At 68.9% G+C, this 23,203-nt stretch carries 20 protein-coding genes and 1 tRNA gene; 11 read left to right on the plus strand and 10 right to left on the minus strand.

All coding sequences use genetic code 11. The features are described 5' to 3' along the window. Positions 1-1,559 precede the first annotated feature (1,559 nt). On the minus strand, positions 1,560-2,384 hold the full coding sequence (locus LWC33_RS29170) for a GGDEF domain-containing protein (protein ID WP_233307905.1): 825 nt from the start codon (positions 2,382-2,384) through the stop codon (positions 1,560-1,562). Positions 2,385-2,529: 145 nt separating this feature from the next. Beyond that, positions 2,530-3,690 carry a tRNA dihydrouridine synthase DusB gene (gene dusB, locus LWC33_RS29175; protein ID WP_233307906.1) on the minus strand — a complete coding sequence of 387 codons (1,161 nt, stop codon included), beginning with the start codon at positions 3,688-3,690 and terminating at the stop codon, positions 2,530-2,532. Between the two features lie 172 nt (positions 3,691-3,862). Here dusB and LWC33_RS29180 point away from each other — a divergent pair. After that, positions 3,863-3,935 (plus strand) — tRNA-Lys (locus LWC33_RS29180). 85 nt (positions 3,936-4,020) lie between these two features. Next, the gene (locus tag LWC33_RS29185; RefSeq protein WP_233307907.1) at positions 4,021-5,349 is read left to right on the plus strand and encodes a tyrosine-type recombinase/integrase; all 1,329 of its coding nucleotides are present in this window, start codon (positions 4,021-4,023) and stop codon (positions 5,347-5,349) included. Here LWC33_RS29185 and LWC33_RS29190 read toward each other — a convergent pair whose 3' ends face one another. From LWC33_RS29190 to LWC33_RS29220, 7 genes are all read right to left on the minus strand, one after another. Further along, the gene (locus tag LWC33_RS29190; protein WP_233307908.1) at positions 5,350-6,060 is read right to left on the minus strand and encodes a creatininase family protein; all 711 of its coding nucleotides are present in this window, start codon (positions 6,058-6,060) and stop codon (positions 5,350-5,352) included. It abuts the gene before it with no gap. A 16-nt stretch (positions 6,061-6,076) separates the two neighbouring features. Next, positions 6,077-7,246, minus strand: coding sequence for a helix-turn-helix domain-containing protein (locus LWC33_RS29195; RefSeq protein WP_233307909.1), 1,170 nt, complete (start codon positions 7,244-7,246; stop codon positions 6,077-6,079). A 136-nt stretch (positions 7,247-7,382) separates the two neighbouring features. Then, positions 7,383-8,594 (minus strand): MinD/ParA family ATP-binding protein, encoded by a 1,212-nt coding sequence (locus tag LWC33_RS29200; RefSeq protein WP_233307910.1) that lies wholly within the window; start codon positions 8,592-8,594, stop codon positions 7,383-7,385. A gap of 182 nt (positions 8,595-8,776) precedes the next feature. Next, a complete protein-coding gene (locus tag LWC33_RS36305) occupies positions 8,777-9,400 on the minus strand; it encodes a transglycosylase family protein (protein WP_308191023.1) in 624 nt (207 codons plus the stop codon). 314 nt (positions 9,401-9,714) lie between these two features. Next, on the minus strand, positions 9,715-10,191 hold the full coding sequence (locus LWC33_RS29210) for a hypothetical protein (RefSeq protein WP_233307911.1): 477 nt from the start codon (positions 10,189-10,191) through the stop codon (positions 9,715-9,717). Between the two features lie 44 nt (positions 10,192-10,235). Further along, on the minus strand, positions 10,236-11,408 hold the full coding sequence (locus LWC33_RS29215; RefSeq protein WP_233307912.1) for a glycoside hydrolase family 16 protein: 1,173 nt from the start codon (positions 11,406-11,408) through the stop codon (positions 10,236-10,238). Between the two features lie 76 nt (positions 11,409-11,484). Next, positions 11,485-11,895, minus strand: a complete 411-nt coding sequence (locus LWC33_RS29220) for a hypothetical protein (protein WP_233307913.1) — start codon at positions 11,893-11,895, stop codon at positions 11,485-11,487. 941 nt (positions 11,896-12,836) lie between these two features. Here LWC33_RS29220 and LWC33_RS29225 point away from each other — a divergent pair. Genes LWC33_RS29225 through LWC33_RS29235 form a run of 3 tightly spaced genes read left to right on the plus strand, consistent with a single transcriptional unit; the run spans position 12,837 to position 15,321 of the window. Beyond that, a complete protein-coding gene (locus LWC33_RS29225) occupies positions 12,837-13,637 on the plus strand; it encodes an alpha/beta fold hydrolase (RefSeq protein ID WP_233307914.1) in 801 nt (266 codons plus the stop codon). Further along, a complete protein-coding gene (locus tag LWC33_RS29230; protein WP_233307915.1) occupies positions 13,637-14,185 on the plus strand; it encodes a hypothetical protein in 549 nt (182 codons plus the stop codon). Before LWC33_RS29225 ends, LWC33_RS29230 begins: the two co-directional genes overlap by 1 nt. A 17-nt stretch (positions 14,186-14,202) precedes the next feature. Then, on the plus strand, positions 14,203-15,321 hold the full coding sequence (locus LWC33_RS29235; RefSeq protein WP_372476716.1) for an MAB_1171c family putative transporter: 1,119 nt from the start codon (positions 14,203-14,205) through the stop codon (positions 15,319-15,321). Positions 15,322-15,344: 23 nt separating this feature from the next. Here the strand turns inward: LWC33_RS29235 and LWC33_RS29240 are convergent, their stop codons facing one another. Then, positions 15,345-15,884, minus strand: coding sequence for a helix-turn-helix domain-containing protein (locus tag LWC33_RS29240; protein ID WP_233307917.1), 540 nt, complete (start codon positions 15,882-15,884; stop codon positions 15,345-15,347). A gap of 378 nt (positions 15,885-16,262) precedes the next feature. Between LWC33_RS29240 and LWC33_RS29245 the strand changes: the two genes are divergently transcribed. The 6 genes from LWC33_RS29245 to LWC33_RS29270 all read left to right on the plus strand — a co-directional run bounded on the left by LWC33_RS29245 (position 16,263) and on the right by LWC33_RS29270 (position 23,178). Beyond that, on the plus strand, positions 16,263-16,514 hold the full coding sequence (locus LWC33_RS29245; RefSeq protein ID WP_233307918.1) for a hypothetical protein: 252 nt from the start codon (positions 16,263-16,265) through the stop codon (positions 16,512-16,514). Positions 16,515-16,518: 4 nt separating this feature from the next. Then, complete coding sequence (locus LWC33_RS29250) at positions 16,519-16,902, plus strand: hypothetical protein (RefSeq protein WP_233307919.1); 384 nt, start codon at positions 16,519-16,521, stop codon at positions 16,900-16,902. Then, positions 16,899-19,682: an ATP-binding protein gene (locus LWC33_RS29255; RefSeq protein WP_233307920.1), complete on the plus strand. Its 2,784-nt coding sequence runs from the start codon at positions 16,899-16,901 to the stop codon at positions 19,680-19,682. Before LWC33_RS29250 ends, LWC33_RS29255 begins: the two co-directional genes overlap by 4 nt. Positions 19,683-19,852: 170 nt before the next feature. After that, positions 19,853-21,907, plus strand: a complete 2,055-nt coding sequence (locus LWC33_RS29260; protein ID WP_233307921.1) for a hypothetical protein — start codon at positions 19,853-19,855, stop codon at positions 21,905-21,907. 11 nt (positions 21,908-21,918) lie between these two features. After that, positions 21,919-22,440, plus strand: coding sequence for a hypothetical protein (locus LWC33_RS29265; RefSeq protein ID WP_233307922.1), 522 nt, complete (start codon positions 21,919-21,921; stop codon positions 22,438-22,440). Between the two features lie 60 nt (positions 22,441-22,500). Beyond that, the gene (locus LWC33_RS29270) at positions 22,501-23,178 is read left to right on the plus strand and encodes a hypothetical protein (RefSeq protein WP_233307923.1); all 678 of its coding nucleotides are present in this window, start codon (positions 22,501-22,503) and stop codon (positions 23,176-23,178) included. The last annotated feature ends 25 nt before the right edge of the window (positions 23,179-23,203 follow it).

The following is a 23,203-nucleotide window of genomic DNA, read 5'->3' on the forward strand; positions in this document are numbered from 1 at the left end:
CCGGTGCCGTACGACGGCAGGGGAGGCTGCGGTCCGGTGCCGTGTGGCGGCAAGGGAGGGTGCAGGCCGGTGCCGTGCGACGGTCCCGTGTGGTTCGGCTGTCCGGCGCCGGGAGCGTTCGAGGTGCCGGGCCGGCCCGCGGAGCGCGGGGCGGTCCGCGAGGTGGTGCCCCTGGCGCCCGCCGGAGCCGACGGCGGCGCTGCGGAACCGGTCGATCGGCGCGAGGGTCCGGTCGTGGGGTCGGAGGGCCACCCGTCCTGGCCGCGAGTCCGCGCGCCGGCAGCACCGGTCGGGAGGCCGAGGGTGCTCGCTGGGTCGGCGGGCACGCCATTGGGTGGCCGGTTCGGTGGGCCGACGGTACCGGTCGGCACGCCGACGGCGCCGTCCGCGGGGTCCGCGCTCCCGTGCGGTCCGCGCCGGTGGGACCCGTGAGCGCGGATCCCGGTGGTCGCGGTGGCGTCGGAGGTGTCGGGCTGTCGCGGCTGCCCGCTCCGCACGTCGCCGCCCGCTCGCGGCGGTTCGGCCATGCCCGGCTCCTCGCGGCGCCCGCCGCCGCCCCCGGGCAGCTGCGTACGGCCGGTCGGCGCGTCGGTGGTCGGCCCGTATCCGTCGCCTGCGGCGCCGTCCCACCCGCTCCCGACCGGCGCGCTACCGGCCTGGCCGGAGGCGTCTGACCCGCTCCGGCCGTCGCCGGCGGGCCGGTACCCGTTCCGGCCGTTCCCGTTGCGGCCGCCTTCGGTGGGGCTGTTTCCGGTCCGGCCGTCGCCGGCGAGGCCTTCCCCACTCCGGCCGTCGCCGGCGGGCCGGTAGCCGTTCCGGCCGTTCCCGTTGCGGCCGCCTTCGGTGGGGCTGTTCCCGTTCCAGCCGTCGCCGGCGAGGCCTTCCCCACTCCGGCCGTCGCCGGCGGGCCGGTACGTGTTGCGGCCGCCTTCGGCAGGGCCGTCCTCGTTCTGGCTGCTTCCGACGGATCCGTATGCGCCGCGGCCGACGCCGTTCTGCCCGGCGCCGTGGTGCGTCGTGCCGTTCGGGCCGTCTCCGTTCGCGCTCCCGTTCGGGGAGCCGTAGCCGTTCCGAGCGGCGCTGTTCGCGCCGAAGGCGGTGCGCTCGTCGCCGTATCCGCCGTTGCGGGGCTGCTCGTCCCAGCCGGACAGCCCGGCGGACCACGGGGCACCACCGCTCCGGCCGGCGCCGTCGCGGGCTCCGTCGTCCCGGTTCCGGCCGTTCCTCGGTGACGCGGTGCCGTACCCACCGGAATCCCTCGAGCCGGGGGAGAAGTCCCCGGGAGCGCTGGGCGGCAGGTCGTCGTCCTGCTCCAGCCACGGGGAGGGCCCGGGTTCCTCCGCGGCGCGGATGCCGAGCCGGGCGAGGACGTCGTCCGCGGGGGGAGGCCCGTCCCCCCGGGCACGCCGGCCCGCGCGGGAACCCCGCGACCGCCGGTCGTCCTCGTCCTGCACGTCACCTCCGGCCCACCGACAGCGGGAAGGGCGGAGTAGCCGTCACCGGCAGTGTCCGCCCCGCGGTCGAGTTTACGGAGTCGTGATGCTCCGTCCGGCGGAGGGTCAGCCGGTCGTGCGAACCGGCTGGGGTATGGATCGGCGCGCCCCGGCCGCCCCGGCGAGCCGCACACGGCCACCGCGCGCGGCCCGGTAGGCGACGGCGTTGCGCCCCGCCTCCTTCGCCGTGTAGAGCAGCATGTCCGCCTCGCCGATCAGGCGTTCGACGTCGGCGACACGCCCCGCGGCGTGCGCCACCCCGATGCTCACGGTGACCCGCAGGTCGGGGTGCAGGTCCGCCCAGTCGTGCCGGGCGATCCGGTCCCGCGCCAGCTCGCTGATCTCCACCGCCTGGGCCAGGTCGCGGCCGGGGAGGACCAGCGCGAACTCCTCGCCGCCGTATCGGGCACAGAAGCCGCCCTCGGGCAGCGCGGCGTCGAGCTCGGCGACCATGCGCTGCAGGACGCGGTCGCCGAACAAGTGACCATGGGTGTCGTTGACCAGCTTGAAGTGGTCGATGTCCACCAGGGCCAGGCACAGCCCGGTGGTCCGGAAGGGTGTGCCGTCGAGGTCGGCCAGCAACGCGGCAAGCCGTTCGTCGAGGTAACGGCGGTTGTAGCTGGCGGTGAGGCTGTCCCGGCGGCTCTGCTCGCGGGCCTCGGCGTGCTCGCGGCGGAGGCGGTCGAGCTCGTCGTGGGCGTCGGGCAGGGGTTCGTCGCCGTGCAGGAGCTGCAGCGCGGCGTGGAGATGGCCGTACGCCTGCTCCCACTCACCCTCGGCGGCCAGGCGTTCGGCGGCGGCGGTGTGCAGGGCGGCGCGGTTGCGCGGGGAGGCCGGCGGGGTGTCCGTGACCGTCGGTGCGTCGTGCACCAGGGTCCGTACCGTCGTCATGCCGTCCATCGCGATCACCCCCTTGCTGCCCCTATCGTCGTCGTGACGCGTGTGGTTCTTGAGACGGACGGGACGTTCCTACCCGTTCGCGCCCCACTCCACCCGTCCGGGCGAGCGGTGATCCACAGGGCGTCGGCGCGCGAGGTCACCCGCCGGAGTGCTCCAGCTCCGCGCCGAAGGGCACGGACGGGTCGTCGGCGTCGTCGAGCCAGTGCTCGGGGAGCACGACCTTGCCCGGCGAGCCCTGTCGCCCGCGCGGGCCCTCGGCGTCGGCCGGGAACTCCTGGTCGAGGTCGAGCTGGGCGAGGAGCTCGTCGAGCTGGTCGATGCTCTCGACCATGCCGAGGCTGCGCCGCAGCTCGCCGCCGACCGCGAAGCCCTTGAGGTACCAGGCGATGTGCTTGCGGACGTCCCGGATGCCCTTGTGGTCACCCATGTGCTCGCAGAGCAGCACGGCATGCCTGCGGAGCGTGGCGGCGACCTGGCTCAGGTTCGGCGGGGTGGGCAGCGGGCGGCCGGCGAAAGCGGCCTCGAGGTCCCCGAACAGCCACGGCCGGCCGAGGCACCCCCGTCCGACGACGACGCCGTCGCATCCGGTCTCGCGGACCATGGCGAGCGCGTCGTCGGCGCTGAAGATGTCGCCGTTGCCCAGGACGGGGAGCCCGGCGGGCAGGTGGTCGCGCAGGCGCGCGATCGCTGACCAGTCGGCCTGGCCGGAGTAGCGCTGTGCCGCGGTCCGCGCGTGCAGCGCGACGGCTGCGACACCGGCGTGGGCCGCGATCCGGCCGGCCTCGAGGTAGGTGTGGTGGCCGTCGTCGATGCCGATCCGCATCTTGACGGTGACGGGCAGGTCCCCGGCGCTGTCGACGGAGGCCCGCACGATCCGCTCGAACAGCCGCCGCTTGAACGGCAGCGCGGCCCCGCCGCCCCGCCGCGTGACCTTGGGGACCGGACAGCCGAAGTTCATGTCGATGTGGTCGGCCAGATCGCGCTCGACGATCATCCGCACGGCCTGCCCCATCGCCGCCGGGTCCACGCCGTAGAGCTGCATGGACCGCGGCTGCTCGTCCGGGTCGAAGGCGATCATCCGGAAGGTCAGCGGGTTCTTCTCGACCAGCCCGCGACTCGTGATCATCTCGCAGACGTAGAACCCCGCCCCCTGCTCGCGGCAGAGCCGCCGGAACCCCGGGTTCGTGATGCCCGCCATGGGTGCCAGCACGACCGGCGTCGCCACCTCGTGGCGACCGATACGCAGCGGCGGCAGCACCGGGCGGGTGGTGCTCTCGGGGGTGTCCAGCAGTGTCACGGGACCCCATTGTCCACGTCGTCGGCGTGGGGGGTGGAGCAGGCGTCGCCGGCCGTCGGACCGCTCCCCGTGGCCGACGCGCACCTCGGACCCGCCGCTCGAGACGGCCGGGTCCCGCCACGGTCCAGTAGGCTCGTGCCGCGGTGGACCGGGCAGAGCCCGGCCGCGGCCAGGGCCTCTAGCTCAATCGGCAGAGCAGCGGACTTTTAATCCGCGGGTTCAGGGTTCGATCCCCTGGGGGCCCACCTTATCTGAGCAGGCAAGATAAGCGTCCAACTCGATCTTTCAACATCAGCTGTCAATGGCTCTGTCATTGGTAGGATGACAGCCGTGGCGAAGACCGCGGCAAGCTCCCGTCGAGCACGCGGGCACATCCGGCGACGGGGTCGGTCGTTTCAGGTGCTCGTCTACGCCGGCGTCGATCCGCTGACGGGTAAACCTCACTACCTGACCGAGTCGACGCTGGACGAGGCCGAGGCTCAGAAGATCTTGACCCGATTGCTCGCCACCGTCGACGCGCAGCGCAGTCCGCGAACCAAGGCGAATCTCGAGTCCACGCTGGAGGCTTGGCTTCGCACGCACGATGCCGAAGGCACGACGCTCGATACGTACCGCGGCTACGTGAACCGGACGATCCTTCCGGCGCTGGGCAACGTCGCCATCGCGAAGATCACGCCGCAGGTGCTGGAAGAGCTCTACGCGGAGCTGCGGCGCTGCCGGCAACGTTGTCACGCCGTCGGAGTGTCTGTCGATCACCGCACCAGCGTCGAGCACGAATGCCGGACAGTCCGCCACCGCCGCCGTCCCGGACGCCCCGGACCCGAGCCCCACGACTGCGAGAAGGCCGCATGCGTCATCGTGGAGTGCCCTCCTCACGTATGTCGGCCGATGGCCGCGTCATCGATCAGGCAAATTCACTGGATCCTCAGTGCTGCTCTGGCGGCAGCCGTCCGCTGGGGCTGGATCTCGTCTAATCCCGCTGACGCCGCGAAGAAGCCGCGGCAGCGTCGGCCGCAGCCGGAACCGCCAAGCGCCGAGGAGGCTGCGCGCATCGCCGAGGCTGCCTGGGCGCAGGACGAGGAGTGGGGCGCCCTGGTCTGGCTGGTGATGGTGACCGGCATGAGACGCGCCGAGGTGCTGGCTCTGCGATGGTCGGATGTCAATCTGGGAACAGGCATGCTCACGATCCGCCGTAGCTACGTCCGAACAGGCAGTCGAGGGATCGAGAAGGACACCAAGACTCACCAGATGCGCCGCATCTCCCTTGACGCGGAGACAGTAGCCATGCTGTCTGAACACCGAGCCCGATGCCAGACGCAGGTCCGCGCTCTTGGAGCGCAGCTATCAGAACAGACATTCCTGTTCTCGTACCGGCCCGTTCGGGATGCGCCTGCGGATCCGAGCGGTGTCACCCATCGGTATGGGCGCATGTGCAGCGAGCTCGGAATTGATAGTCACCTGCACGCATTGCGGCACTACTCGGCGACTGAGCTGCTCGCCGCTGGCGTTGACCTACGCACCGTCGCTGGCCGGCTAGGGCACGGCGGCGGCGGTGCGACGACGCTTCGTGTCTACGCGGCTTGGGTTGGCGAGGCGGACCGGCGAGCGTCGGAGATCCTTGGAAGCCGCATGAAGCGCCCTGGCCGGAACCCGCAGTAGCTACCGGTGTGCAACGAGCAGTTCGAGATGGCCCTTAAATAGCGCCGAAAAGGCGTCGAGAAGCGCATGCCCCTTCTCGGCAGACGCTAAAGAAGGGCGTCCGATGATTCCGCTGCTCGTGTAGCCGGCCATGCCGGCGGTGAGCAGGTACCGCCGATCAGGAACTGTATGATCTGCCGTGGTGTAGTCGTGTCGCACCGTTTCAGGTGCCTGGGCGAGAAGGATCGAGGTCTCAGCTTCGCCTCCATGCATATCTTCATGGTTATCGGTAGCAACACCGGCCGCGATTCTCGCCTCACGCCAGTCCTCGCTCCGCGGAAAAAGCAGCATGGAGCGCTTAGTGACATTAGATTCCTGTACGACGTTCGAGAGCGCGTAGTTTCCGCCATGTCCGTTGACAAGGACGAGATACGGCACGCCAGCCGTTGAGAGGGAATTGGCCACGTCTCGGACGACGGCGCTCAAGGTTGCCGATGAGATGCTCACCGAGCCGGCGAAACCTGCATGCTCATGAGAACAGCTAATTGTCACCGGTGGCAGGAGGAGGAGGTCGAAGTCCGCTGCGAGCCGCCGCGCGATCGCGCTTCCTACTAGGGTGTCGGTGCTGAGTGGGAGGTGCTCCCCGTGCTGTTCGAAGCTGCCGACGGGTAGAACGGCGACAGTAGCCGCTCGTTCCGCTTCATCTCGACTGGTGGCCGTGGAGATGAACACCTAGGTGGCTCCCTACTCACGCGACCTCTGCCAAGGCGTCGGTCAACTCTCGGACGGCGGGCTTCCGACCCAGCGGCCGGAGACGGGACGCGATGACGCGTATGGCGTGCAGCGACCGGCCCGACGGGGCTGACCGTACGCCCTCCAGGGCGAGCAGCGCGGCGTGGCAGGCCTCATCGAACTCGTGGAGTTCGACCAGTGCGATGCCGCGTCGAGCTAGACACAGCGAGCGGTCGCGGACGAGAGCATTTGGCCACCCCTCGAGCGCGGCGGTGCAGGCTTGCTCGGCAGCTGACGGCCGGCGCAGGAGCAGCAGACAGTGGGCGGCCTCCATCTGCACGTACGACGTCGTGCAATACGAAGCCAGATCCTCGGCCCCTTTCCGTGCAGCGTCGTCGTCCGCCAGACCCGCCGCGCGCTCGATTGCTTCCAGCGCCCCGCGCTCGTCTCTCAATCGTGCTGCAATCAAGGCCCGCTGTCGGAGGCAGACCGGCATCAGCTGCGGGAAGGCCTCGGCGGCATCTACGAGGGCCCGCTGCGCTGTGGACGCCGCTAGATGAAGGTCGCCTACCGCCGTGAGTACGTTCGCCTTGCGCATCCGGCTATAGGTCGTTAGTTCGGAATTCCCCGACATCTCGGCGAGATCGACGGCTTTGCAGGTGAGCCGGACAGCTACTGCGTCATTGCCGAGATCCTGATGCAGCCAACCCGTGAACTCCGCGTACTTGGCGGCCAGGGCCGCCAGCCCGCACGGCCGGGTTGATGTCAACTGCTCGATCTGCTGAAGCTGACAGATTGCGGTTCCGAGGACGAAATTCGGCCCCGCCACATTGTCAAAACGGGCGTGCTCCTTGAGCTGGCGTTCGAAATAGTCGACGACCGGGGTCGGGACTGCAAGGTGCCGTGCGGCGTGGCCCACGAGCCCTGTGCTGTCGATGCGGTCCCGCTCCCGCTCACCGCTGAGTCCCAAGGACTCAGCGTCGAGACCAAACACCTCCTGGAGGAGGAGCTGGTTCACAGGATCCGGTACGGCGCGATTGTTCTCCCAGCGGGAGATCAGAACTCGCAGGCTCGCGTCGCTCGCTATTGGGATGCCAAGGCGGCTCGCGGCTCGCGCGAGCTCTCGTCGCATCTTCACCGACGACCAGCCACGCGAGTGTCGCGCCTCCTGAAGCAATGACGACATACCTTCCTCCGGGTCGACTTGCCGTCAGCTCCCTTTCCAGGAGCCCGAGCAGTCTGCTTTCGAGGTGATGCATCGCCTCGGTACTGGCTGCTGCCAGCAGCGAGCGGCGTCAGAGGCCCAGCTGCGAGACTGCGACTCAGTCCAGACGACGATCCGGGAACTGGTCGGCGATGTGCGCCGCGATCTCAGTAAGAGCGTCCTTGGTTCGGAGCCGGAGCCGGTGGAACTCGATCCGACCGCCTGCGGCAAGGTGTGGGTCGCGCGGCAGGCTCACAACCGCGCGGACACGTGTGCGGAAGTATCGGGCGATCCGGTCGGTGTCGACGTCGGTCGAGCCGTCCTTGCAGTTCAGGACCACTACCGCGTTGCGCGCCTTGTCCTCGTGGCCGTGGCTTTCGAGCCAGTCGAGGGTGTGGCCGGCGCGGCTGGCTCCGTCGACCGTAGGGCTGCCGACCACGACCACGGTGTTCGCCATTCGCAGCGTCGGCCCCATCGTCCGATGCGAGATGCCGGTGCCGCAGTCGGTCAGAACGAGGTTGAAATACTTGGACAGAAGTGTGGTGACCTTTTCGTACTCCTTCGCGGTCAGAGCCTCGCTGACGGCCGGATCCTGATCCGAGGCCAGCACTTTGAGTCGGCCAGCGAGGCTCATATACGAAGTGATCTCCGTCAGGGTGTCGATGCTGCCTAGATCGCGGAGCAGGTGCCGGATCGTGACGCTCGTGTTCCCCGTAAGACGATCGGCGAGCGTGCCAGCATCCGGGTTCGCGTCGATTACGCTCACCTGATCGCCTCGAATCTCCGCCATTGCAAAGCCGATGCATGCGGTCACTGTGGTCTTGCCGACGCCGCCTTTGGTGCTGCTGACCGCCACCCGATACGGCTCGTGCAGTGGGTGCATAACCCGTGCCCGGAGCTGCTGGCGAGCACGCTCGGCGTCTCCGATTCCGGGGTTGATCAGGCCGCCGGAGGCTCGGTAGAGGGCGCACCGCCAGCCGTGTCGCGGAACATCGGCGCGGTGTCGTGTCAGGGTGTCGTGATTGAGCTCCTTTGAGGTCAGGTACCGCCCACGCGGGCCACCGGCCGCTTGTATACGATCTACAAGCTGGTCGGGTTGTAGGCCCGTCGAGGGCCGCCGTTCAGAGCGGGCGGCGGGCTGCGCCTTGGCTGGCGGCGCTTCCTCGAGGTCTGGGTCCGACGCCAGGGCCTCGTGGTGGCTGTCCTTCCCTGAGCGCTTGCTCCGGCTGACGAGGCCGTCCTGTGCGGCGTCGGCTGTGCTGAGTTCGTCTCGCTCGTCTTCCCCGTGCTCATCGACGTCCTCAGCAGGGGGCCAGGTGAGGGACAGCACAGGGCGTCCTCCTCCCGTGGGCAGGCCGTTCGTCGGCTGCGGAGCCGCGATCGGTCGCGACCGTGGCTGGACCGGGGGCGGGGGAGGAGTGCCCTCTTCGTCCCAGCCCTGCTGAAACATGTTGTTCGTCGTGCTCATCGGTGACCCCTGATGGTTTTCGAGAAATGAAAAAGTGGAGTGCTCTATTTCGGTAGCCCTAGTTGGTCGGCGCAGGCCGGCCAGGCGCTGTAGCCGCCGCGATCAGATCGCACTCTCTCCGCTACCGCGATCTGCTGTTCCTTCGTAGCCTGGTCGGCGGACGACGCGAACTTGTCGCCGCCATAGGCGGCCCAAGTTGCGGAGTCGAATTGTAGTCCGCCTTGGCGGCCGGTCCCAGTGTTGGTTGACCAGTTCCCCCCGGTTCGCATTTCGCGAGGCTTTCCACGTCGCATCCTCGGCCGGTACAGCCGCTGGTTGCTGGTCCTGCTGGTGGTCGCCCTGGTCTCCAGCGGTGCTGTCTCGACTCTCACCGCCTTGTGGCTCGTTCGTCGGGGCATCCCCGGCTTCAAGGTTGTGAATCTTCTCGGCGAGGTCCTGGGCCTTGGGGTCGTCGGTGGTGGCGGAGAGCTGGTCGACGAGGGCCTTCTCCTTGTCCTCCCAGGTCCCCCCGGCATGGCTGGTCCTGTTGGAACTGGCGTCCGGGTTTCCGACGGCAGAGCCGCTGGTGCCGGCCGCGGTGTTGTTCCCCGGCTGCTCGGGTGCCGTGACCTTGCCGCTCCTGCTGGGATGCGCTGGCCCTTCTCGCCGCGGGCTGGAGGTACCGGCATCCTCGGCCCCCAAACCGTCAAGAAGCTGCTGTGCCTCCATGTCGCTCGGCGCTGCTTGATTCAGCTCGTCGGCGAGCTTCTGGAGTTGGGCCTGGATGTCACTTGCACCCGTCGAGCTCCCGAGGCCACATACCTGCGTGCCTCGCAAGGTCGAGGAGTCATCGCTGTCGACGACGGGGAGGAGCGCCCGTCCGCCTGCGCCGCTTCCGAGCAGGGCGGCCATTGCGCTTGGGCGTGCTGCCTGGCCTGACGCTTCGGCGGTGCTGACGGATCCGCTGCCCGCGGTATAGGGGGCCGCGACCATCGGCCCGGCTTCATGCGCGGCCTGCTTCGGAGCCGGCGTTCCTTGAACGACCGGAGCCCTCTGCAGGTCTGCGGGAGTCGGACCATAGCCGGCCCTGGCGAGCACGATAGCTGGCCCACTCCCCGGTGTGGCCGTGCTGCGGAGCAGGACGTCGGAGGTGTCGTGCGCGGGTCTGGCGCCAGCCAGAGGCGATGGCCGGCGTAATCCCGGAGCTGCGCAGGACCTGATCGAGCGCCGCTGCCTGTGCGCCATCGCTGATCCCGCTGAGTGCGGTGACGAGCTCGCGAGCCTGCTGGATCAGCTCGGCCGCCCGTTGGAGCTGCTCGGGGGTAGGCTGCCAGCCCCCGTCGCTGTCGGTCTTGCTTCTCGATTGTGTACAGGTCGACGTGGCGCCTTCGCTCGGGCGCCCCTCGTTTGCGGTGACAGTTGGGCCGACGGCCAGCGCCGCGGTCAGCGCTGCCGCGGCGATGGTGATCAAGGCAGGCATCAGAGTCTCCTCGGTTGATCGCGAGGTGCGACGTGGGTCAGAGGTCAGCTGTCCGAAGAGCTGGAGTGGGAGTCCGAGCGGCCACCGTCAGAACCACTGCGGCGGGTGCGGTCGCGCCGTGAGTCGCTATGGCCCGTCCGCGAGCTGCGGGACGCATCGGAGCCACCGCTGAAGGCGTCGGAGGGGGTAGTGGACCCGTCTGCGGAGAACTGGCGGACCCAGTCGACATGCTCCTGGGTCTCTCTGTCCGGGTGGCCGAAGTTGTCGAGCTGGATGGTCAAGTGCATTGGTCCGGGCGGTAGGTGGGACTTGTCGGTGGTCTCGAACCACTGCTTGCCGTCGACGTAGTAGGCGATGTGGTCGGCGGTCCACTCGACAGCGAAGGCGTGCCACTGGCTCGCGTCGACGTCGACTGACGCCTTCTCCTGGGAGTTGTCGGCGCCGTAGTGCAGGAACCCGTCGATGGACTGGCGGGCCGGGTCGGAGATCTCCATGAAGTCGACCTCGCCGCCCTTGGGCCAGTTCTCCGCGTCCGGCCAGAGCAGCAGCAGGCTGTGCAGATCATTGGAACCAGCGGGGGAGCGCACGCACCCCTCCCAGCGGCCATACTTCTGCCCCGGGTTCCAGGCCATGCCGCCGCTCTGCCCGGAGGTGTCGCCGGTGATGGTGAGGAGGCCGTTGAGTACGGAGATCGCCGTCGGGGAGCGCGTGCCGTTGCCAGCGTGGCCCTGCCCGTCATAGAGACCCCAGTCGCCTTTGGAGGACTCGGAATCGAAGTCGTCCGAGCGGTTCGGCATGCCCCACCCGAACTTCTCTGCGGCGGTTGTCGAACAGTTGCCATCTCTGCTGGCGCTGCCAGTGCCACCGGTGGGAGTGGTCCCAGGTAAGGCGCCTGACCGGGACGAGCCACCGCCGCTCGTCCCGGTCGAGCTGTTCTCCGAACCTCCGATATCCCTGGTTCCGGACGTATCGGTCCTACCCGTGCAGTCGGCGGGCACGAAAGCGGGGTCGCTGGCGCCAGCATCCGCCAGGATCTGACGCAGGTTCTGCGCTCGGTTGCTCGTCTCGATGCTCAGTTCTTGGTAGAGCACCTTGGCCGCCAGCCGCCAGGAGCAGTCCTCTGTGCCGTTTGCAGCTCCGGCCGTGGTTGCAGGGAATGATGCTGCTGCGACGGACAAGGCGGCAGCCGCGGCGACCGCGGTTACGGTCAGTGCCATCGCTTGGGTCCCTGATCGCTTGAGTGTCTGGGCATCGGGTTGACCTCCGTGAGTGGGGATCGGGCCTGACGACGCGTCAGCAGGCGCCCCGTCGGGTTTGGCTGTGCACGGCTCCGTGATGGGTATCGCCGTCGTCGTTGAGGTCCTGGCTCAGGTCGACGGTGAGCCCGCCGTAGCGGTTTCGAGTAATCGGAATGCGCAACCGCTTCCACTCCGAGTCACACGCGGCCCAGCCGGGCGCGGTTGGGCTCGGGGCCGCGGCGGGGACGGCGCGTCCATCTGGTTCGTGGTCCGGAGCTGGGTGCAGCGGCCAGACGACCTGCTGTACCCGCGTGTAGGGAGTGACTCGCACCCGCACATCAACGGTCACATGCGTGTCGTCGACGCGTATGACCCGGCCCGCTGTCGCGGTCTCCGCACGCTGCCGGCCGGTGCCGTCCCAACCGAGATGCTCGGTCTTGACGTGGGGCAGGTAGCGCGCGAGCACCGCGTTGCGCCGCTGCGGGTGCTCCTCGTCCCAGCTCTCGAGGTCAAGGGCGAAGGCCCACGCCAGAGCGGCTGCCTCACTGTCCTCGATAGGTTGCTCGTGTGGCTCGGGCTCAGGCTCGGGTTTTGCGTGTCGGCCGCCGGTGCTGACCGCTCGCGTCTGCGGTCGAGGTTGAGGCGGCCAGTGGAACCGGGATTCCGTCCCCGGCGGGCATGCCGTCCTCGGATGTTGCCCCTCGTCCCGTGAGTTGCACGCGCGTGGCTCAGTGATCAGCTGCAGGGGAGCTGTGATCTCAGCGAGTGTCTCTGGAGGCAACAGTCGCGCGGCCGGCGGCAGCGTTGCGGCCGTCCCCCGATCAAGCTGCTGACCTTCTGCTGTGGACGCCGCGGGCAAGGCGAGCTGCGCGCGACGCTGCGGTCGGTAAATGACGGCACCGCTCGTCAGGGCTCGCTGATGCTCGGCGAGCCGATGTACGGGCGGTTCGGTGCTCCGCCGAGCGCGTCGAAGGCGCATCAGGGGCCCTCATGAGCTGCGGCGTCGGATGGAGTGATCATGGCGACGGCTCCCCTCGGCGGTGGGCGTGCAGGGGCTTGGCGGAAGCAATACGGCGGCGAGTCACATAGCTAGCTATCCGCCGAGCAGGTGCAGTTATACCAGCAAAGAGCAAGATGTGTAAATTAGCCAGCGATAGCGCCACGCCGCCCGGGCGGCGACCAGCGGAAGCGCGGTGGCTGAGCAGGGCAGGTTGGACACCGCGCGCTGCACAAGGGCCCTGCGATCCTGCCCCGTGGTCGAGGAGGGTTGTCCTTCTCCCCGCGGGCATGACGTGACGTGATCAATCGGACGCGGAGAGGTAGCGTCCGATTCGGAGCGGTCGGCTGATCGAAAGGCTGGTCAGCGGTGAGAGGGGTTACCAGAGCGTGTTGAATCGGAGAGAGGCCGTGGTGGTCGAGGGCACCCCGCTGCACTACGAGACCACCGGCTCGGGTCCGGCGCTGCTCGTGATCCAGGGCGGCGTGAGCGACGCTGGTGGCACCGCCCAGCTCGTCGAGCTGCTGGCCCCGAGGTTCACGGTCATCACGTACGACCGACGCGGTCTTTCCCGCAGCTCGACGCCCGGTCCGCCGCGTCAGGGTGCAGTGCTGGAGCAGCACGCGGACGACGCTGCCGCCCTGCTGTCCGCGCTCGACGTCGGCCCCGCGCGCGTCGTCGGCGCGAGCCTCGGCGCCGTCATCGGCCTGCACCTGCTGGTTAGGACGCCGGACGCGGTGACGGGGCTACTGGCCCACGAGCCTCCACTGCCCAGCCTCGTGCGCGATCCGATGAGGGAGGACGGGCTGGACCAGATAGCGGCAAGGGCGGCAACCGGCGACCTGCTCGGCGCAATAGGTGACATGGGCCGGCTGACCGAGCCCGAGCCCGACGCGGAGCCAGGTGCGCAGCCCTCCGCGCCCCCGAACCTGCTTGAAAACCTGGCATACTTCTTCGCCCACGACTTCGCGGCCGTGCGAGCCAGCACGCTGCGCCCCGAGGCCGTAGCTGAGGCCGCGAGCGGCGAGCGTGTGTGCCTCACCGGGGGAGTCCGGTCCCGCGGGCGGTGGGAGTACCGATGTGCGGCCGCGCTTGCCGAGATGCTGGGCCGTCAGCTCCTCGAACTGCCCGGAGGCCACAACGGGCTTGCGAGCCACCCGCGCGGTGCTGCCGCGCTCATCGGTGAATTCATCGACACGGGACTGCTGTAGTGGCTCGCCGCAGCAGGGACGCCCGGGGCTGGCGAAATGACCTGCACCTACGCCGCGGAGTCCGGAAGATCCTTCGAGAGCTGGACATTCAACCCCCGCTCGATGTGTTCGAGCTGTGCGACCGGCTCGGCGAGCTGCGGGGCAAGCCGATCCAGTTGTTCGACTACCCCTTGCCCGCACCAGGGGTGTTCGGCTTCTGGCTCGAAGGAGAGTCGTCGGACTACATCATCTACCAGCGCGACACCACGACCGTGCACCAAGATCACATCATCCTGCACGAGATCGGGCACATCATCAGCGGCCACGGCGGGAACGGCGGTGACCTGCCGATGATGGCTCAGCTGATGTCCCGCCTACCGCCTGACAGTCTGCGCAAGGGACTCCGACGCGAGGGCTACGACCAAGCCATCGAGCGGGAGGCCGAGATGGTCGCCACGGTGATCAAGGAATGGGCCACGCTGCTCGACCGCCTGGAGTACGGGGGCAGGCGCACGGCCATCGCTCGGCGAGTCGACGCCGCATTCGACGATCATCAGGGGTGGTTGTGACCGTTTCCAGCATCGTGATGTGGGTGGTCACCACGATCGCCACCGTCTGGAAGATCTCGCAGGTCATACGCGTGCCCGACGACCGCTATCTGCGCGCCGTCACGGCCTGCACAGTCTTCGTGTTCATCGCCTTGAGCGCGCAGCTCGCCACGAGTCTACCGATCAACATTCTGGGCCCCTACCTGCCTAAGCTGGTCCAGAACGTGGTTCTGACGTTCTTCTTCGCCCTGCTGCTGATCGTCTTGCAGGCCTCGGTGTCCCCGTACCGGGCGGCGCGACGTGCACGCGGCGAGGTCCTGCTCGGCGCAGCCGCCAGTGTTGGCCTGGTCGTCACGTTCGTCGCCACCTCGCCTGAGCACCGTGGCGTGAGCTACGAGATCGCGACGGGCGACGCTGGCGCAGTGTGGTTCTACCTGGTCGGCAACGCTTACATGGCTTACGCGACCGCTCGAGGTGCTGTGCTCGCCTGGCAGGCGGCTCGTCAGACTCGCTCCCGGGCGAGGCTGAGCCTGCGCGTCGCCGCGGCGGGGCTGGCGATCTGCTTCGCCGGTACGCACCTCCCGAGGGTCATCGCCACCTCCGGCCACCTCGCTGGGCAGCCCACTGAGATGCTGCGGACCGAGGTGTGGACGACACCGCTCCTGGCGGGCGGCATCGCGGTGTTCTTCATCGGCATCGCCTACCCCGGAGCCCGGACGGGGATGCTCAAGGCGCACCTGTGGCTGGAGGCGCGACGTAGGTACCACCAGCTCCGACCGCTGTGGTTCACCGTCTGCAAAGCGTTCCCGACCATCGCTCTGTTCGCACCCGTGCCGCTCGTGCGGGAGCTGTTGCACTTCCGCTACATGCGACTGCGCTACTACCGACGGCTCATCGAGTGCCGTGACGGCCTGGTCTGTCTGAGTCCGCGCCTCTCCACTGAGGGCCTTCCGGCACCCGAGCTCGCCCAGCAGATCAGCGATCTGGTGGGCACTGGGACACGGGAACGGCCGGCTCCGGCGCAGATGATCCTGGCGGAGCCGGTCGGCGACAGCGTCGAGGAGGACGTGGGAGAGCTGGTCAAGCTTTCCCGAGAGCTGCGGCGGCTCGGCCGGCCGTCAAGCAGGCGACCCCGTCTCGGGTTCGCCGGCGCCTGACCGGCCCGCCGGGTTATCCCCGATCACCCCTCGCCGGAGTCGCGCCGGCGCCGTCGTCGGCCCTGCTGGCCGGTCCGCTGCTCCAGGTCACTCATCTCCTGGATGATCCGCACGATGGACTGGCGGGTCTCGGGGCTCAGGTCGAGTGTGCGCAGGGCGATGTCCTTGATCCCCTGGTCGCGGATCGCCTGCAGTAGCGCGATCTCCTCGTCGACGGCCCGGGCCTCGGTGTCATCGAAGAAGTAGGCCACAGGAACCCCGAAGAACCGGGCGATGGCCTCGAGGTTCAGCTTCGTCGGGTTGTCGCGCTTTCCCCGGTGGAGCTGGTTGAGGTAGGCAGCCGAGATCGAGGGCCCACCCTGCGCACGGATGCCGTCGGAAATCTCCTCCAGCGTGTACGGCCCCCGGTCGGCAGGGTGCACCGTCTGGATCAAGTGGTCGATCCGCTCCGCTAGCGATTTTCCCGCCAGCTCCTCGTGGCTGGTCATGACACAGCCCCCCTCGTTCGCCTGCCAAGCGGTATCAGTCAAGCGCGTCAACCGTCCGGCCACCAACTCAACCATGGCCCATTCTGCTGCTCCGAGCGGGTGCTCTCCGGAGACCTGGTAGCGGAGAGCTGCCAGGTTGGCGGCGGGCGCAGGCCAGATGGGTGAACGGTTCCGCTGAGGCTGGGACGTCAAGTGTTTGCCAGACCTGAGGTTGACAAGGTCGGTCAGTGCCAGCATATTTCTATGCGCTGGATTTAGCTGACTTCCTGCAGGTCGGCTGGCTGGGGGACCCGAACGGCCCAAACCTGCGGTGGGACGTAATGGCGACGTCAGCCCAACCAGGCGGCTGCTGCTCGAGGGGGTGGTGAGCCTCCTCGCGACCCCGAGTAGCACCTCCGAGTTCGAATGGCTCGCCGCCGCGGGCCGTAACGCCTATGAAGGGACTCGCTTGCGATGACTAGCTACTACTTCGCGCAACTGTCGACCGAGGGCGCGACCGGGTGGTTGGCGAAGAACGCGATCCCCCTAGCAGCCGTCGGGATCGGCCTCGTCGCGATGATGGCCGCGGCCAAGCAGGACATTGGCAAGATTGCCTCGATGCTGATCGGCGTCGTCCTGGCGTTCATCGTCATCGGCATCGGACTGATCCCCGGCGCCTCCGAGAACGTGGCGAAGTTCGTCGCGGGCCTATTCACTGGGTCCTGAGCCGATGCGCTCGCGCTCCGACGACGAGCTGTACTCGCTCCAGAACCGCTACCTGGGCCCGCCCGGGCGCACCCTAATGTGGCAGGCGCGGTACTCCGCTTACGGGCTCTGGCTGGCCTACGGCTTCGTCTTCTTGATCATCCGCGCGCAGCTCGGACTGTTCGACGGCTTCCTCGGCTACGTGATCGTCGTGGTCGCCGCCGTGGTCGCGACCCAGTACACGATGCGTGTGATCACTCCCGACCGGCCGACGGTCGCGGTTCTGCGCATGTTCGCCGCCGAGCTGCGCGCTCCTCGCCCGGAGAGTGACACCGTCGTCTCGGTCTCAGATCCGCGCCACGTGCTCGTCTCCCCAACCCGTCCCCGCCCGCGGGAGGTTCGCCGATGACCTGGGACAACACCGCTCCGCGCCGCACCAGGCAGGCGCCGCTCAGCTCGAGCTTCCCGTTCCAGCTGGCTCCCGACCCCCCTTCCCCTGCGGGCGTGTCCTTCAACCGCGGAGCCGGGAGGGCTGCAACCCACCGGCCCTCCCGCAGCGAGCGCCGAGCCGCGCGTCGTGCGGCCCGCTGGACCGACGCGCACCAGCTCGGCGGGCCACCGCGGGCCAAGGAGTACCGCCCCCGCCTCGCGCTTCGCGGGATCAGCGGCCACCTCACCCGCACCGACTCCGGGACGATGGCCTGGTACGCCCTGGCGCCCCGCCCCTGGTCGATGCGAGCCGACCACGAGCGGGAGGCCCTGATGGCCGCGGTCGGCCTGGCCCTGGCTGCGCTGCCGGGCCGTTGGCTGCACTGGCGGGTGACCTGGCGGCCTTACCCGGCGGCGGAGTGGGCACGCGCGCACGACAAATGGGCGATGCCGCTCCCCGACCAACCCGACGGCGTGAGCTGGGAAGATCACGTGATCGCCGAGCAGGAGCGCGCTCTGGCTGTGCCGAAGGCAGTCAAGGAGGTCTACCTCGGCGTCGAGATCCGGGGAGGTCGAAGCCGGCTCGGCAGCATCGGCGACCAGCTCGCCCGCAGCCGCAGCGCCACGATCAGTCGCTTGGCCGGCGGATGGGTCGACGCCGAGCTATCGGCGCTCGACGAGGAGATCCGCCGGGTCGACTCGCTGATGGCGACCTCCGCACTGGGCGGGGAACCGGTCACCGCCGGACAGATGCTGCACCTGCTCTACCGGTCCTGCGCGCTGGGCCTGCCGCCGGAGACGGTCATGCCGGCAGCCCCACACGCACAGTGGGAGACCGAGGACCTGGCTGCGGTCGACCAGCTCGCCCGGTGGACCGCCGAGCCCTACGCCCCCACCCTGCGCGTCACCGGCGCGGCCGGCGGCGAGCGACACAGCCGCCACGTCTTGATCGCTTCGCTTGGTCGGATGGGCGAGGTCGACGTCCCGGCCGTGGACCTGCCCTGGATGACCGTCCCGGACAACGTAGCGGTCCCAGTGGAGTGGTCGGCACGGATGCGGGTGCTGCCACAGGAACAGGCCAGCCGCAGCCTGCGCCACGTCGCCGACCGGGTCGATGCTCAGCAACGCCACTACGAGCACGACCACGGCATCGAGGCCCCGCCCATCCTGGCCCGCCAAATCGAGTTGGCCTCCGCGGTGCGCGACGAGCTCGACACCGACCACACCGGGCTCTCTGCGCGCTGTGAGGGCTGGTGGCGCATGGCGATCCCCGGCCGCACCGAACACGAGGCCATGGAGACCTTCGATCTGATCCGTCACCTCTACCACCCGAAGATCGCCGTCGAGCGCTCCGAGGCGCAGTACACGCTGGCTCGCGAATTCATTCCGGGCGAACCGCTGGCGACCACCGCCTATCGACGCCGGATGAGCCTGCGGCACGTGTCGATGGCCGTCCCGACCTCCACCGAGATCATTGGCGACGACCATGGCCTGCTGCTGTTCAACGCCCGCACCTCGGGCCGAGTGATCCCCTGGGATCCCTGGTACGACATGGACACCCGCCAGGTCTCCGGGCTGACCCCGGTCGTCGGTGGGCTAGGTTCGGGCAAGACCTTCCTCATGGGCACCTTGGCGGCGCAGGTAGTCCGCGCCCACGGCGCCTACGTCACCCTGCTCGACCCGTCCGGCCCACTCACTCAGCTCACCGGGATGCCGGAGCTGCGTGGTTACGCCCGCGGCCTGTCGCTGATGGACGCCCCGGCGGGAACCCTCAATCCATACGCGATGATCGCCGACCCGAATCGTCGGCAGTACCCACCCGGGCCTGCGGGAGACGAGGTGTTCGGTCGGGATCTCGATGCGGCGCAGGCGCAGCGCTCCACCCTGGTGATCAGCGTTGTGACGCAGTTGCTGCCCGCGTCGATCCGCCGCGAGGCCGGCGTCCAGCAGCTCCTGTTGCAGGCGGTGGACCGGGTCGGGCCGGGCCCAGACCACGACCTCGCCGAGGTAATCTCCGCGTTGCGCACAGCCGGGGCCGAGGGCGAGCGTCTGGCCGGATCGCTGGGCCCGATCCCGTCCACCTCGGGGCCGGCCCGACTGCTGCTGGGCGGCCCAGCAGGGGAGCGGTGGGCCAGCGACACCGACCGGCTGCTGGTGCTGTCAACCAAAGGCCTGATGCTTCCTCGTGAAGGAGTCGATCAGCAGGACTGGGGACTCGATGAGCAACTGTCGCTGCCACTGATGCACCTGGCGGCCTGGCTGGCCTACCGGCGGGTCTACGAGCTGCCGAAGGCCGCACCCAAGATGGTCGGGCTCGACGAGCTGCGCTGGCTGTCAATGACCGCCACCGGGCGCACGCTGATCACCCAGTTCTCCCGCGACAACCGCAAGTACCGGGCCCGGGTCATCGTCGCCGGCCAGCTCGCCTCCGACGTGCTCCGGCTCGGCGGTGACGACAGCGGCCTCGCCTCGCTGTGCCACGATGTATTCGTAGGTCGCACCACCGACACCGCGGCCCAGCGCGACGCACTGCGGCTGCTGCGCGTCCCGGTCGACGTCGGATATGAACCCCGGCTGGGCGAGCTGAGCAGCGGCGTCGGCGTCCTCGGCTCCGGCCTGGCCGCCGACGCACCACGCGAGTTCATCTGGCGCTCGGGCGACTACTGCGAAGACGTTCGGCTCGATGTCAGCGGTCACCACCTTGCTGGGCTCCGCGAAGCGCTGGACACCAACGCCGCTCGCTCGCGGGAGCAGCGATGAACAACCGGTGCTCGCACCGGACGCGGCGCTGCACCTGGCGCGTACCCGTCCCCCCGCGAGTTCGACTGCACGACTGTCTGCGGTTCCGTCGAAAAGAAGCTCCCGCCGCGCTGCCGTGCCCCGGCCGTCGGTCTCGCCGCTTCCTCCGGTTCGGCGTCCTGGTCACGCTCGTGTCGGTCCTGCTGGTTTCCGCCGCGCCCGGAGCATCAGCGTTTCCGCCGTTCGACGACTGCAAGAGCCCGCCTATGCCGAGCGACCCGGCCGGCGGTTTCCTGAGCACCCTCGACCCGATGGTCCTGCACGACGTGATCTCCGGCCCGCTGCCGACGGACAGTTCGAAGGTTCAAGGCGAGCTGATCACCTGGTACGGCTACGCCGGCCTGCAGTGGTCCACCTACGACCTCGGATGCGGCGGCAGCGTCCGGGACCCCGGCGCATCGGTGGACACCATGTTCGGCGGATTCTTCCTCTGGACGGCCAAGGCGCTGTTCGCCGCCCAGCAGGGGCTCGAGGATCTGGTCTACGGCGACGAGACAAAAGAGGACGTCACCGACGCCGCAGACAAGACCGGACTAGCGCTTTACAACGCGATCTTCTCGCCGTGGGCCGGAGCAGCGCTGGTCCTGGCTGGCTCGGTAATGATGATCGCCAGTCGGCGCGGCGACGTCGGGGAGGTCCTCACCCGCCTGGTCCTGGTGCTCGTCGCGGTCGGCATCGCCGCGCTGTCATTTGGCTCCGGCGCACAATTGTCGCGCGAGCTGAGTGGGACATTGAAGTCGGCGCTCCAGGATGCCAAGAGCTCTGTTGCCGCCAAGGCGTTTCCGCCGCGGGACGGCTCCACGCCGAGGTACGCCATGCGGGATGCGGTCTATCAGCAAATCCTCTATCGGTCCTGGAAGAACGGCGAGGTCGGCTCGTACGGCCGCGACGAGATCGCCTGGGAGCTCTACCAGGCACAGGCCCTGGACTACAACGAATGGTGGTCGATCCTGGACGCTAAGGTCGACCAGGAGCAGCTCTATAAGGACAAGGGCCAGCGATGGATGGACGCTGCTGACAGCCGGACCACGCCCACTGAGTACACCAACATCCAGGGGAAGGGCGAGTCCCGAACCGCGGCCGGCGCGGGCGCCTTGATGATGATCGCACCCATAACCGTCTTGCAGATATTCGCGCTCCTCATCCAATACCTGATGTTCCTTTTCCTGGCGTTCCTGCCGGCGGGCGCTCCACTTGTCGCGTTGCTCGGAATTGTCAATCCAGACACCCCGGAGAAGGCAGTCAAGGTCGTCGGTGCGGTCGTTTTCGGCGGGATCGTGGCGAGCGTCTGCGTGCTCGTCCACTCCATCGTCGTGATGACGATTGCCAGCCGCGGAGACATGACCGACGCGAGCATGATCCTTGTCTCCTGGGGGAGCGCGGCAATCCTCTACAAGGTTCTCAAACCCATCGTCGCCCTGACAGGGATTTTTTCCTCGGCCCGTGCCATGACCGGCCACGTCAGCCGTCGCGCAGGCCGGGTCAGCCGATGGCTCAAGGCCGAGGCCCGCCACAGGGAGGCGGCGAGCGTCGGAGCCCGTCAGCATGAACAACTTGTCAGCGCTCTTCGTGCGCGAAATGGCAGCGGAGGTCGCGGCCCGGAAAGCAACGGGCCCTCCACTGGCCGCGGCGGACCGCCCGGTCCCGGGGGCCCAGGTGGTCCCGGCGGCGATGCCGGCGGAGGCCGCCGACCGGACGGGCCGACCGGTGGTCCGACCGGCGGTCCGCGAACACCACGACCGAACGGAGGGGGCGCGAGCCCGATGAACAAGGCCGACGACCGCCGACCTGGAGACGAGCCCGGAGCGCGCCCGAGTACCCCGCCTTACGAAAGCGGGCCCGGCCCACGGGGCAGTCGCGGTGGTGGCGCGAGCTTGCGTGGCGTCGTCGCCGAGCTGCTGGCTGGGACTCGTCCGGCCTTGGGTGGGTCCGGCAACGGGCACTTCGCGCAGTCCTCCCCGGGAGCCCCTCAGATCCCTCGCCTCGGCCCGAGGTCCGGCACGGCGGCTACGGCACGCCTCGGGGTGGATCACACCGCACCCGAACGGGCAGCAGCCGAACAAGCCCGTCGCCGCGGCCCAGGGCTCTACCGGCCTCCGGCGCGTGTTCGTGGGTCGATTCGACCGGAGGCGTCGTCTGCAGTCGTCGCTCCGCGACCTGAAGTGCGGAGGTCGCGGCAGTGGTGAGGAGGCCGATCTTGCGGTGGCTGCTCCACAGCCGGCGTCGCTTCTACACGGTGGTCGTTGGAGCCTTCGTGGTTGTGGTCGTCGCGGCCCGAGTGGCTGCCGCGGCGAACGTCCCGCACTCCCTGACGACCGCCGCGGCGCCAACGCCGGCTGCGAGCTCGTCGGTCCCGGCGCCGAGCACCCAGGCCCCGCCGCCAGCCACGATGGCCCCGCTGGCGGAGCCTTCCTCACCGCGGGCCGTCGCCGAGCAGTTCGCGCAGCTCTGGGCGTCGCCGGACACCCCGTCGTCCCAGTGGTTGAAGCAGCTGCAGCCGTTGGCTACCGAGGAGTACGGCTCCGTCATTCTCACTCAGGTGAACCCGGCCAACGTGCCTGCTCGCGCTGTCGCCGGCCCGGCCCGGGTCGTCTCGCAATCGGCGGATTCCGCGACCGTGACGGTCCCACTCGACACGCTGGGCATCCGTATCGAGCTCGTCGATGTTGGCGGCGGAACATGGCGCGTCTCGGACGTGCAACCACTCTCGGACGCCTGACCGATGCCCGGGCTGCTCTGCGCGCCGCCCTCACCGCCCCGGCGCCGCGTCGTTGGTGGCGTGGCTGGCGGGCTGGTCGTCTTGACCGTCGCGCTTCTTGCTGCAGTCAGCGCAGTCGTGGTCACCGAGCCTGCCTTTGGCTCTTTCAGGGCAGGATGCGTCGCGGCCCTCGCGGCGCCCCCGCCGAAGCGACCCGGCAGAAAACAACCGGGCGTGCTGGCGGTGTGGTCACCGGACCAGCGTGCTAACGCTCAGAGCATCGTCGACGTCGGTCGACAGTTGGGAGCGCCCATAAGGGCACAGTGGATCGCGCTTGCTACCGCGATGCAGGAGTCGATGCTGGTCAATCGCCTCGGCGGCGACCGCGACTCGGTCGGGCTGTTCCAGCAGCGCCCGTCGCAGGGCTGGGGCACCCGGGAGCAACTGACCAACCCAGAGTTCGCAGCACAAGCGTTCTACGAGCGGCTGCTTGCGCTGGCAGGCTGGGAGGCGATGCCCCTGGCTGAGGCCGCTCAGGCGGTCCAGCGCTCGGCGTTCCCGGAGGCCTATGCGAAATGGGAACAGCCTGCAGCTGACCTTCTCGCCGAATCAGGCAACTCGGTGGACTCCCTGGTGTGTGGCATTGCGACAGTCGCGGCCGGCGCGGCCGGGGTGGCGCTGGAGTTCGCGGACGAGCAGTTGGGCAAGCCCTACCAATGGGGCGCAACTGCCGGGGTTCCACAGATGATCCGGGTCTGACGACTCGTCCGAGGCTCGCACCGCT

The organism is Pseudonocardia terrae (assembly GCF_021343995.1).
Classification (GTDB): Bacteria; Actinomycetota; Actinomycetes; order Mycobacteriales; family Pseudonocardiaceae; genus Pseudonocardia; species Pseudonocardia terrae.